Genomic DNA, 12,496 nt, shown 5'->3' with positions numbered 1-12,496 from the left:
ATGACCGAACGTATCGATTCGGCGCTGGGGGAGCGCACGGATGCGGAATTGTTGGCTGCTCATGCAGCCGGTGAGCCCACCGCATTCGCCACGTTGATCCATCGCCATCAGGAACACCTGTGGCTCACGGCACGCCGCACGAGCTACACACCCGAGGACGCATCCGACGCGTTGCAGGAGGCGTTGCTCTCCGCGCATCGAACGGCCGGGTCGTTTCGCGCGGACGCTGCAGTCCGCAGTTGGTTGCACAAGATCGTCGTCAACGCGTGCCTCGATCGCATTCGCCGAAACAAGGCACGTCCGTCGGTTCCGTTGAGCGAGAACGAGAGTCACGAACCGGTGTCGCCTCGGGACCGAATCTCCGAATCCGAGACGAGCATCCTCGTCCGACAGGCCCTGATGACGCTGCCGCCCGACCAGCGAGCGGCGGTGGTCGTCGTGGACATGGAGGGCTACTCGGTGGCCGACGCCGCAGCGTTGCTGGGGGTTCCCACCGGTACCGTGAAGAGTCGATGCGCTCGCGGCAGACTCAAGTTGTCGACGCAGCTCGCATACCTCAAGGACGCAGGGAACCGAATCTAGACCCCTCGCGTCTAAACCGTGTGAGAGGGAAAGAAGACTCGGCGAAGGGAGGCAGGAACGTGTCGTCGAACACCGACGCTCTACCCGGTGCCCCGTTCTCACCCGAGTTGCTGGCCGATCTGCATGCAGATGCACTACCCGAGGACGTCAGCAGTCGGCTGTGGCCGTTGGTGCGTGCCGACGCCGAGGCGATGCGAGTACTGGCGACACTGGACACCGTCACCGCTCGGCTGCACGAGTTGGGCGAGGATCCGAACGGCACGATGCCCGTTCCCGCCGACGTCGCCCGGCAGATCGATCGCACCCTCGAGACCCTGGCCGACCCGACGTCATCGGACCGTACCGCCGACGTCCTTCCGCTTCGCAGACCTCCACGTAGCGCGCGTACACGCCGGCATGCCATCGTCGGAATTGCCGCTGCTGCAGCACTTCTCGCGGGTGGCTCGGTCACCTTCGCCGCCGTCCTGCACAGCCCGGGCACGTCGGATCCCGTCGTAGCCGAGCCGGGGACCACGCCACCCGACTCGTCCCTCGTTCTCGATTCCACCGATCTCGACTCGAACGTCGCGTTCACCGTCATCGGTAAACGAGACTCCGGCAGCCTGTCGGATCCGGCAGACCTGGCCGCGTGTCTCGACGCCAACGGCGTGGACCCCGCCGCCACCGTTCTCGGATCCAGTCAGGTTCGAATCGAAGGCCGACAGGGAACTCTCCTCGTCCTCGCCGGGGCCGGGCCGGCGCAGTTCATCGCTCTGGCAGTAGGCAACGATTGCCGCGGCGGCAATCCCGACGTCCTCACGCGTCGCGATATCGGCTGACACATCTCTCACCGGGGAACAACTGCCTCTAGGGTGGTGTTGACCAGATGTACGTCGATAGGCAGTGCTCAGTGCACTTTCGCGTCGACGCCAAGAACACGCCGCACAAGATCGGAAGGTCTGCATTGAGTACCCCCAAGGTTCACGATCTCATCATCGTCGGCTCGGGACCGGCCGGATACACCGCCGGTGTCTACGCGGCCCGCGCAGAGCTGGAGCCCATCCTGTTCGAGGGAACCCAGTTCGGCGGTGCCTTGATGACGACGACCGAGGTCGAGAACTTCCCCGGTTTCCGCGAGGGCATCATGGGCCCCGATCTGATGGAACAGATGCGCGAACAGGCGCAACGTTTCGGTGCCGACATCCGCACCGAGGACGTCGAGGAGCTCGAGTTGACCGGGCCGATCAAGACTGTCTCGGCGGGCGGCGAGACCTACCGAGCTCGCGCGATCATTCTCGCGATGGGTGCAGCCGCTCGGTACCTCTCCATTCCCGGTGAAGAGAAGCTCCTCGGACGCGGCGTCAGCGCATGCGCCACCTGCGACGGGTTCTTCTTCCGCGACCAGGATATCGCCGTCATCGGCGGCGGCGACTCGGCAATGGAGGAGGCAACCTTCCTCACGCGCTTCGCCCGCAGCGTGACGATCGTGCACCGCCGCAGCGAGTTCCGCGCGTCGCGCATCATGCTCGAGCGCGCCAAGAAGAACGAGAAGATTCGTTTCCTCACCGACACCAAGGTTCTCGAAGTGCTCGGCGACACCAGCGTCACCGGCCTGTCTCTGGAACATGCAGTCACCGGCGAGAAGACGACTCTGGACGTCACCGGGATGTTCGTGGCGATCGGCCATGATCCTCGCAGCGAACTGGTCAAGGGCCAGGTCGAACTCGACGATGCCGGCTACGTCAAGATCGCATCGCCCACGTCGGCCACCTCGGTCGAAGGGGTGTTCGCTGCCGGCGACCTCGTCGATCACGTCTACCAGCAGGCCATCACCGCTGCGGGTACCGGCTGCACCGCATCCATCGACGCCGAGCGTTGGCTGGCCGAGCAGGGCGACATCACCACCAACACACTCGAGCACGCCGATCAGCCGGTCGACGCCGTCAACGCCTGACCGGTAGCCCCACCACCTGTTTGCAGACCCACACCGAGGAGATTCACATGTCCGAAGACAAGAGCACAGTCACCATCACCGACGCGTCGTTCGTCGACGACGTTCTGACCAGCGAGAAGCCCGTGCTGGTCGACTTCTGGGCCACCTGGTGCGGCCCGTGCAAGATGGTTGCTCCCGTTCTCGAGGAGATCGCTGCCGAGCACAAGGACAAGCTGACCATCGCCAAGCTCGACATCGATGCCAACCCGCAGGCGGCTCGGGACTTCAAGGTCATGTCCATCCCGACGCTGATCCTGTTCCAGGGTGGCAAGCCGGTCAAGCAGATCGTCGGCGCAAAGGGCAAGGCCGCGCTGCTCAAGGACCTCGAAGGCGTTATCTGACTCACCCACGCTTGGTGTGGATTGCCGCAGAAGCCTGTCTTTCTGCGACAATCATCTGATGTGCCGATGCTTGCGTCGGCACATCAGCGCATCGAAGTGCGTGTTGACCGTCAGGACGATCGAGAGGGTTTTTCCAGGATGCAGGAGCTCAGTCACGGCGATTCCGGACCCGCCGTCGCCGAGGTCCGCGGCACTCTCTCGGCACTCGGTTTCCTCCACGAGGCCGTGGTTCCGCCCGGCCCGATGGACGACGGCCACTGGACGGCCCCGGGATCGGTGTTCGACCGGGCCCTCGACGGTGCCGTCCGCGCGTTCCAGCAGCATCGTGGCTTACTGGTCGACGGCGTCGTCGGACCGGCCACGTACCGCGCCCTCAAAGAAGCGTCCTACCACCTCGGTGCCCGCACGCTGATCTACCAGCTGTCCGCTCCGCTGTACGGCGACGACGTCGCCACCCTGCAGACACGCCTGCAGGACCTCGGTTTCTACAACGAGCGCGTCGACGGCTTCTTCGGACCGAAGACGCACGAGGGCCTGTCTTCATTTCAACGCGAGATCGGTCTGGCACCCGACGGTATCTGCGGCCCGGCGACACTGCGTTCGCTCGACCTCCTCGGAACCCGTGTCACCGGTGGATCGCCCCACGCGATGAGCGAAGAAGAACTCGTACGCAAATCCGGCCCACAGCTGACGGGTAAGCGAATCGTCATCGACCCCGATCTCGGTGGTGCCGACACCGGCCGCATCGTCGACGGCACATTCGGACGCGTCTCCGAATCGGAAATTCTGTGGGATCTGGCCAGTCGTCTCGAAGGCCGAATGGCGGCGACCGGAATGGAAACGTTCCTCTCTCGTGCACGGGGAACCAACCCGTCGGTGGCCGACCGCGCGGAAACCGCCAACGCCTGGGGCGCAGATCTGATGATCTCGCTGCGCTGCGCGTCGAGCACCAGTCCTGTGGCCAACGGAGTGGCCAGCTTCCACTTCGGTAACTCGCACGGATCCACCTCGATGATCGGCCAGGTCCTCACCAGCTACGTGCAACGCGAAATCGTTGCTCGCACACCACTTCTCGATTGCCGCAGTCACGGCCGCACGTGGGATCTGTTGCGGCTCACCAACATGCCGACCATCCAGATAGACCTCGGCTACCTCACCAACGAATCCGACGTCGAAGTACTGAGCGATCCGCGATTCCGCGACATCATTGCCGAGGCAATCCTGATCGCCGTCAAGCGGTTGTACCTCCTGGGTCAGGACGACCAACCGACCGGCACGTTCACGTTCGCTGAACTACTGGCCGAGGAACTCGCAGCCGCCGACCGCCCCTGATCGACGGCGCCCCCGCGCCACCGGTCGGAGCCGTCGTTCAGCGAGCTCCGACCGTCGACTTCTGTTCGATGTCGACCACCGAGATACTCGCCGCCACCAGCAATTGCTCGAGCGCCGATTCGACATCCTGTTTCCACCCGTGATCGCGATCCAATTCGAGGCGGAGTCTCGGGAACCTGTGATGCGGTGCCACCACCTCGAAGCCGACCTTCTCCAGAAAGTCGGCGTCGATCATGCATGTCGCAGCCGAGCACGTCGCATGTGCCGTCGCGTTGGGAATTGCCGGTGACGCGTCGTCCGCATTGTGGCGAATGCCGAAGGCCTCCAAGGCACGAACACCACGATTGACGAGATCGCCGACCACGGCCTGAATCAGGGTTGCCGAATGCAGATCCGCATCGGCCGGGGAATCGATACGAAGCTGGGTCAGTAGGACCGCGTCGGGACTGACGGGCGAAGTAGGGAAGGTCGACGCCCGAGGAACTGCGCGGGGCGGGCAGTACAGCGCACACCCGATCGTGTCGCCGTCCACGGACAACAGCTGTCCGCACGATCCCCACTCGAGCATGATCGTCGACAGCCACACCTCGTTCTCGAATTCGAGGTCCACTGCCGCGCCGTCGGACGTGGGATCGAGGACCCAGAAGCTACACCGCCGAGAATGTGCCGGCAGATGTTCGAACGAGCCGAGGGTCACTCCGGTCACCATCGCCGACACCGCGTACCTCAGCCTCCGTGCAGTCGTTCCACCGCTCGATTCTCGGTGGGGAGCCGATTCTCTCCTCGACCAGGATAGGCGACGGGGTCGCGCTACCTGGTGATCGGGGAAGATCCTCGAAACCTAATGCATCACAATAGTTTTCGATCCATTTTGCCGTTTTCGGGACCACTCGTCGTCGATATACGTCACAGTGACGTTACGCCCTGGTATGACTGGTCCTGAAAAAACGCGGCTACTTTTTCTTCTGAGCTTCCATCATCTCGACGATTCTCTGAAGGTCGTCGACCGACCCGAATTCGACGACGATCTTGCCCTTTCGCTTACCCAGACTCACTGTCACCCTCGTATCGAACGAATCCGAGAGGCGATCGGCCACATCCTGAAGGCCCGGCATCTGGATCGGCTTGCGCTTCGCCGCCGGTTCGGGGGACTTACCGTCCTCGCGATTGGCGAGAGTGACGGCTTCTTCCGTCGCTCGAACCGAGAGACCCTCGGCCACGATGCGCGCAGCCAGCGATTCCTGTGCATCCGATCCCGCGTCCAATGACAGCAGTGCGCGTGCATGTCCCGCCGACAGAACACCGGCTGCGACACGTCTCTGTACCGGAATCGGCAGCTTCAGCAGACGGATCATGTTGGTCACGACGGGACGTGACCGTCCGATCTTTGCCGCGAGCTCCTCGTGCGTGACATCGAATTCCTCGAGCAGCTGCTGATATGCGGCCGCCTCTTCGAGGGGATTGAGCTGTACGCGATGGATGTTTTCGAGCAGTGCGTCGCGCAGCATTGCGTCGTCTGCGGTTTCCCGGACGATCGCGGGGATCTTATCCAGGCCCGCTTCCTGGCTCGCGCGCCACCGCCGCTCGCCCATGACGAGTTGATACTTGGCATCTCCTGCAGCTGCAGAACCGGATACGAGGCGCACCACGATCGGCTGCATGAGGCCGAATTCGCGAATCGAGTGCACCAATTCGGCAAGGGATTCGTCGTCGAAGACGTGCCTCGGCTGCTTGGGATTAGCCTCGATTCGCTCCGGCGAGATCTCCCGATACACGGCACCGACAGGGGAGAGGTCGTCCCCGTTCAACACCGGCGGCGTCGGAGCAGGTGCCGTTGCTGTCTCTGTGGTGTCGTCGGACGCCGCTGCCCGCTTGGGCTTCGTCGACGTGTCCGGCTTGTCCTTGGCGTTGCGGTCGGCACCGATGATGACGTCGGCTGCTGCATTACCGAGGCGCGGTCCGGCATCGGGGCCCGTGGGGATAAGCGACGCGAGTCCGCGCCCCAGACCGCCCTTACGTGCTTGACTCATGTCCTACTTCTTTCGTGCGTCTATGCCGGCCGAGCGAGCAGCGAGCTCTCGTCCGGCGTCCAAGTAACTCATTGCTCCACGCGAACCCGGGTCGTAATCCAACACCGTCATGCCATACCCCGGTGCCTCGGAGACCTTCACACTGCGCGGAATCACGGCACGCAGCACGGCATCACCGAAGTGCTTGCGCACTTCCTCGGCGACCTGATCGGCCAGTTTGGTGCGGCCGTCGTACATCGTGAGGATGACGGTCGAGACGTGCAATTCAGGATTGAGATGGGACTGAACCAGCTCGATGTTTCGAAGCAGCTGCCCCACACCCTCCAGTGCGTAGTACTCGCATTGAATGGGAATCAGCACTTCGGTGGCCGCCACAAGGGCATTGACTGTCAGCAGACCAAGTGACGGTGGGCAATCGATGAGGATGAAATCGGCGTCGAGTCCGGCCAACTCCTCGACCGACAACGCCGTCTTGAGGCGTCCTTCCCGGGCCACCATCGAGACCAATTCGATCTCCGCGCCCGCAAGGTCGATCGTTGCCGGGATGCAGAACAACCGCTCACTGTGCGGGCTCTGCTGGATCGCATCTTTGGCCTTCACTTCGCCGATGAGCACCTCGTAGCTCGACGGCACACCGGAATGATGTTCGACGCCCAGTGCCGTGCTGGCGTTGCCCTGAGGGTCCAGATCCACCACCAAGACCGTCAGGCCCTGGAGCGCGAGTGCGGCTGCGAGGTTGACCGCCGTCGTGGTCTTGCCGACGCCACCCTTCTGATTCGCAATCGTCAGCATGCGGCGCTTCGCCGGCTTGGGCAACGTCACTGATCCCGGGTGAAGGACCTGACTGGCCCGGTGCGCGGCGGCCCCGATCGGGGTGTCGTCGGTCGAAATCGAGTTGGTGTACTCGAAGCCACTCGTCACCCCCGCCTTGTTGGCGGCTGCGTTCGACGACTTCTTCTTGGACTCTGTTTCACGTGAAACAGCGGGATCCGACCCACCCGACATATGTGCTCCTTAGTGCGGAACTGAATGTGTTCTACGTTCGATACAAACGGCGCGGGGCGATTCCCGCAATCGATCATCAGTGGCGACTGAGCCGCCGCGGCTCACGGACTGCCCTGACGACGATGGTGGGTGTCGGGAGAAGACCGACACCGCACTCCACGACCTCCAGCTTGCCAGCACCCATACGGGTGAGGGAAGTCCTGTCGCGTTCGATCTCTTCACTCGCGCTGGAACCCTTCAACGCGAGCATCCGGCCGCGTTCGTGAACGAGGGGGAGAGACCATTTGGCGAGCTTCTCCAGCGGGGCCACAGCCCTCGACGTGACGACATCCGCACCGCCGGCTTCCTTCTTCACGCCGGGCTGTTCGGCCCGCCCGCGTACGACCAACACGTTGAGATCGTGCTCGTCGATGAACTCGGCCAGATAGACGGTTCTCCGAAGAAGAGGCTCGACGAGCGTCACCCGAAGATCCGGTCGAGCGATGGCAAGAGGGATGCCGGGAAGGCCAGCACCGCTGCCGATGTCGACCACAGTCTCGCCCTCGTCGATGAGCTCGCCGATCGCGGCGCAATTGAGGATATGCCGCTCCCAGAGTCGCGGAACTTCGCGTGGACCGATCAGCCCCCGTTCGACTCCGGCGGTAGCCAAGGACTCGTGATATCTCCGAGCGAGATCCAGTCGATCTCCGAACATCTGCTCGGCGACGGCCATCAACTCGGTGCTATCCGACGCTTCTTGTTCCACGTGAAACATCATCCCGTGCTCGGGCACGGATCGCCAAACGACACCTCTGTAAGTTGCTAAGATCGCGAGGTTCCGGGAGTTGGAGTCCCGATTCGATGGGCCGAGCACAGCCGGACCGCCGTCCGCGCGCCCGCTCCCGATTCGACGGTTCATCTTTCCCAACACTTCGCCGTTGTTGAGTACGTCGGTGTTTCACGTGAAACCGTGCCAGGGTCCGACGGCTGGGGACGCGACAGTTGCGTGTACTTCGAGCGACCGACCCACGGTCCTCAGCACCCTCCAAAGAACTCGCGCACCAAGTGATATCGACTAGGACTTCCCGTCCCGGCGATGGTGGACGAGATGCCCGTACGGCCAGACCCATCCGGTACAGGAGCCGTTCCCGTCGCCCATCCGATAAGGACACGTCAGGCTGAGGACTCCAAGTACATCGCCGCCCTACGCCCACTGCCGTCGTGGGTCCTCGGCACGGGCGCGCCTTTGACCCTTGCTCCATAGGCACTCGGCGAGCTCGCCGAGGGAAGCACCCCACCGGCACACTGACCCGACCGCCATCACGGGTCCAACAGAATCCGGCGATCCGATGAGGCCACCCCAAGGACGGCGTTGAGGACTGCGTTCACTGAAGTGCATCCGTCCATCCCACCCAGGGTTTGAGCAACCACTTCGTCGAGACGAGTCGTAACTCTGATAGCCGTGTCCGTGCTGTCGGGCGCGCCCCCCGCCGTTTTACGTGAAACCGGGCAGCTCGCTCTGGTCGGACAGCGTCGGCAGATTCGTCCCCGACTGACACCGCAATCGATGTTGCCTCGACCGAGCCCACTAGGCGTCACGTTCATTCCCGGGCGCCGCCTGGCCCCACAGCACCCAGCTCGAAACCGACCCCACACCCCCTCGTTGGGACCGGATGTTGCGAGCACCCGCCGTGGCGTCGTCGGCGATCGGCGTGCCCACGCTTTCGGATACAACTGGACAGCTGCGGGCATCGTTTGAACTGTCGCTAAATGTCGCGCGGCTCGGACTGCTCCTCGCGCCCGCCTAGCGCCGGCTGTCGCGAGCACCGGTCGACCGGTCGCAAGATCGACGCCCGGTTCGGAATGCTCCTCGGGCCGGGCCCACCGAATGTCGTGAGCACCGGCCGGAGCGTATTCAAGACCGTTGGACGCTGCGACGGCAGGATCGTGCCCTAGATCGTGTTTCACGTGAAACACGATCCGACTCTCTGCGGGTCACGTTCGCCGTCGACGTCACCGTAGTGTCGATGACCGTCAGTCGGGCACGGCACCAAGTTCCACAACGGGTCTTGCCGACGATCAATCTGGACGTCAGATTCGCAGGCGACCGTCGGTTGCCTCCGATCGGTTGGACCACATCACCCGCAGACGCAATTCGAGGACGACGCCTGCACGGCGATCGAGAGCGGCGACGTCGATCCCTCCTCGAGCAATTGGGGTCGGAAGCATAGGGCGAGCCGGCATCAGTCCAATCGAGCCCAGTCTCGATAGGTTGCGACCGGCCAGTAACCCGACTGTTTCACGTGAAACACGCTCACGCGTCCGCACCCCTCGTAAGTCACCCGGGGGGAAGAGGTTCTCCCTACGCGACCGTCGTGTCCATGATGCGACGCCGGGGCGCACCCACGATGGGTGATCCTGCGTTCGCAGACATTCGCGATCCGATGCTGGTGTATCGAGTCCCGCTGAGCGTGAAGCGACCGAAGGTGACTACGAAACTGCCGGCCGCCACACGTCACGCCATGGTGAACCACCCATGCTCATTCGACCTAACCTGCGACGTCACCGCGCCGGACACTCCGCCGTCGCAGTCCAGAACAAGGTCATCACAGAATTCACCCAGACGGATCCCGCTACACCTCATGCCTCCAGGAGTTCGCGCAGCACGCACAGCACGGTCACAACCCACCGTCCGTCGATCGGCTCACGTCTTCATCCAACACCGGCTCGGCAAGTGAGGAGTACACCTTCTCCCGGCCCGACAGCAGAGTTTGAGGTCATGAACTAGCCCGGTGTGCCCGCCCGCTACACCGAGGCCCGCCTGTCATATCGTCGCGCAAGGGGCCACGGTGACTATGTGCTCGCCGCGGGCGCGCATCGCGGCAAGCGAACCGACGGTCGGATAGTCCGCGGTCCCACCGTGACTTGATTCCTTCCTCGGAACTTGGAACTGCGCACCCGCGTGCGTGATGCCGACAGAACTGAGCGGTCGAATCTGAACGTATGCACAATGGGTGGTCTTGGCTACTGGCAATCGGCTGGGGTCCAAGAGTTGGTTGAGACTCTCGACCTCGCCGAGCTGTGAAGCATTCCTCGATCATCGGCCGTCGACGAAACGGGGCCGCGATCCGGTCGCGTGATCGGCGTGGATATGACCGCCGGAAAGGGGGGAGCCGCCTCGACCTATTGATCGACATCTGCCTCAGCGTTCGTTTCACGTGAAACATCGTCCGTCACGTGGAATCACGGACAGAGCCGCCCTGCAACCACCCGTCACAGTGACGAAAACGCCCGATACCCGATGGGCCCATTATTTTTCGCTCTCGGAGCCCATCCGATCGCTAACGCCCAAGGCAAATTACATCCATGCAATTCAAGCCCGAGCTTTCAACACAAACGACGATGGCCCCCACCGAAGTGGGGGCCATCGCTTATCGAAAGTGTCGCTATGCCTTGACGACGACTACCCGTCGAGCGGGTTCGACGCCGGTGCTCTCGCTCGCAACGCCGTCGATCTTGGCGACTGCGTCGTGCACAATCTTGCGCTCGAACGGAGTCATCGGAGTCAGTTCTTCACGCTCTCCGGATTCGAGTACTCGACGTGCTGCTTCGGCACCCAGGTTCCCGAGCTCGGTGCGTCGCTTGGCACGCCACCCGGCGACGTCGAGCATCAGCTTGCTGCGCTCGCCCGTCGACTGCTGCACAGCCAGACGCGTGAGTTCCTGCAGAGCGTCGAGTACCTCGCCCTTGCGACCGACGAGCTTGGCGAGATCGTCCCCGCCGTCGATGCTGACGATCGCGCGATCACCCTCGACGTCGAGGTCGATGTCTCCGTCGAAGTCGAGCACGTCCAAAAGCTGCTCGAGGTAGTCGCCGGCGATTTCGCCTTCCTCGACCAAATAATCCTCGTCGTCTTCGTCGTCCTCATCCGAATCGTCGTTCGAGTCCGCAACGTCATCGACACTCGTGGGAGCCGACGGCGTCTTCTGCACGGCGTCGTCGACGGTAGCTTCGTCGTCGGACTCCGTCTCGACGGCACTCACCTGATCGGTCTCGACCATCACGTCACCCACTCCATCCCCAGCTGCTGCGTTCCGTACTTCGTCGTTCTGTGCTTCTTCGGCGTGCGCTGCCATGTTCGTCCTTCTCTCGACGTGTCGGTCAGCGCCGCTTGCGCTTGGTCGACTTGTTCCTGTTCGCCTGCGGTCGCGGTTTGTTCGGCGTGGTAGACCCTGATGAAGATTCCGTCCCGGTACTTGCAGTATCGGTAGTGGATTCGTCATCCGTCGGTGCCATCTTCGAGAGCTTCGGCCGAGCACCGGGCTTGGGCTTGGTGGTCGAGACCGGCTTCACTCCTGGCTTGGGCGCATTCTCCGAGCGCTTCTCGACGGCGGCCGCTACCTTGGCGGCCTCTTCCTTGTCGATCTTGCCGAACACCAGGTGCTGCTGCGCATAGGTCCAGGTGTTGTTGCTGACCCAGTACAGCAGGATGGCGATCGGAAGCAATGCGCCGAAGACGAGGACACCGAGCGGGAACACGTACAGCGCAAGCTTGTTCATGATCGCGGACTGCGGGTTTGCTGCTGCGGCAGCGCTCTGACGTGCGACCGACGCACGTGAGTTCAGGTGCGTCATGATCGCCGCGATGATCATCAGTGGGATCGATACGGCCGCGATGACCCATGTGGACGGAATTGTTGCTCCCGGACCCACAGCGAAGGCGTTGAGCTGATCCTGCGGCATCGTGATCCACGCCGAGATCGGTGCACCGAACAGACGAGCATCGAGGAACGACTGCACATCGGACACGTTGAACGCGTAGTTCGACAGCTCACGATTCTCTTCGGGCGTCAGCCCGAGCTGACCGAAACCGGTGCCGGTGCGGTTGAACGAGCGAAGCACGTGGAACAGGCCGATGAAGACGGGTGCCTGTGCCAGCACGGGGAGGCAGCCCATCAGTGGGTTGAAGCCGTGTTCCTTCTGCAGCTTCTGCATCTCGACGGCCATTTTTTGCTTGTCTTTGCCGTACTTCTTCTGCAGCGCCTTGATCTGCGGCTGCAGCTCCTGCATCTGCCGCGTCGTGCGGACCTGCTTGACGAAGGGCTTGTACAGGATCAGCCGGAGGGTGAAGACGAGGAAGACGACGGACAATGCCCAGGCGAAGCCATTGCTGGGATCCTGGAACACAAAGCCGAACACCTTGTGCCACACCCAGAGAATCCAGGCAACCGGGTAGTAAATGAAGTCGAGCACGG

Annotated in this window: 11 protein-coding genes; 5 read left to right on the top strand and 6 right to left on the bottom strand. The window is 62.9% G+C overall.

Features of this window, described 5'->3' with window-relative positions:
• From sigM to AB0P23_RS04915, 5 genes are all read left to right on the top strand, one after another.
• Positions 1-582, top strand: a complete 582-nt coding sequence (gene sigM / locus AB0P23_RS04935) for an RNA polymerase sigma factor SigM (RefSeq protein WP_045841535.1) — start codon at positions 1-3, stop codon at positions 580-582.
• A gap of 59 nt (positions 583-641) precedes the next feature.
• Positions 642-1,400, top strand: coding sequence for a hypothetical protein (locus AB0P23_RS04930; protein WP_363796933.1), 759 nt, complete (start codon positions 642-644; stop codon positions 1,398-1,400).
• Positions 1,401-1,525: 125 nt separating this feature from the next.
• Positions 1,526-2,515, top strand: a complete 990-nt coding sequence (trxB, locus tag AB0P23_RS04925) for a thioredoxin-disulfide reductase (RefSeq protein WP_032371600.1) — start codon at positions 1,526-1,528, stop codon at positions 2,513-2,515.
• 47 nt (positions 2,516-2,562) lie between these two features.
• Positions 2,563-2,895: a thioredoxin gene (gene trxA / locus AB0P23_RS04920; RefSeq protein WP_032373577.1), complete on the top strand. Its 333-nt coding sequence runs from the start codon at positions 2,563-2,565 to the stop codon at positions 2,893-2,895.
• Between the two features lie 138 nt (positions 2,896-3,033).
• The gene (locus AB0P23_RS04915) at positions 3,034-4,227 is read left to right on the top strand and encodes an N-acetylmuramoyl-L-alanine amidase (RefSeq protein ID WP_032371397.1); all 1,194 of its coding nucleotides are present in this window, start codon (positions 3,034-3,036) and stop codon (positions 4,225-4,227) included.
• 37 nt (positions 4,228-4,264) lie between these two features.
• Here AB0P23_RS04915 and AB0P23_RS04910 read toward each other — a convergent pair whose 3' ends face one another.
• From AB0P23_RS04910 to yidC, 6 genes are all read right to left on the bottom strand, one after another.
• Positions 4,265-4,945 (bottom strand): hypothetical protein, encoded by a 681-nt coding sequence (locus AB0P23_RS04910; protein WP_032373407.1) that lies wholly within the window; start codon positions 4,943-4,945, stop codon positions 4,265-4,267.
• A 235-nt stretch (positions 4,946-5,180) separates the two neighbouring features.
• Complete coding sequence (locus AB0P23_RS04905) at positions 5,181-6,257, bottom strand: ParB/RepB/Spo0J family partition protein (protein WP_363796931.1); 1,077 nt, start codon at positions 6,255-6,257, stop codon at positions 5,181-5,183.
• A gap of 3 nt (positions 6,258-6,260) precedes the next feature.
• A complete protein-coding gene (locus AB0P23_RS04900) occupies positions 6,261-7,262 on the bottom strand; it encodes a ParA family protein (protein WP_027495008.1) in 1,002 nt (333 codons plus the stop codon).
• Between the two features lie 76 nt (positions 7,263-7,338).
• Complete coding sequence (gene rsmG / locus AB0P23_RS04895) at positions 7,339-8,016, bottom strand: 16S rRNA (guanine(527)-N(7))-methyltransferase RsmG (RefSeq protein WP_032371601.1); 678 nt, start codon at positions 8,014-8,016, stop codon at positions 7,339-7,341.
• Between the two features lie 2,671 nt (positions 8,017-10,687).
• Positions 10,688-11,377 carry a R3H domain-containing nucleic acid-binding protein gene (locus AB0P23_RS04890; protein WP_288123475.1) on the bottom strand — a complete coding sequence of 230 codons (690 nt, stop codon included), beginning with the start codon at positions 11,375-11,377 and terminating at the stop codon, positions 10,688-10,690.
• Positions 11,378-11,402: 25 nt separating this feature from the next.
• The gene (gene yidC / locus AB0P23_RS04885) at positions 11,403-12,494 is read right to left on the bottom strand and encodes a membrane protein insertase YidC (protein WP_032373404.1); all 1,092 of its coding nucleotides are present in this window, start codon (positions 12,492-12,494) and stop codon (positions 11,403-11,405) included.
• Between the last annotated feature and the right edge of the window lie 2 nt (positions 12,495-12,496).

The organism is Rhodococcus sp. NPDC077669 (assembly GCF_040686915.1).
GTDB classification, from domain to species: domain Bacteria; phylum Actinomycetota; class Actinomycetes; order Mycobacteriales; family Mycobacteriaceae; genus Rhodococcoides; species Rhodococcoides fascians.
The sequence above is the reverse complement of the archived record's forward strand: the minus strand, read 5'-3'. Positions and strand labels throughout refer to the sequence as shown.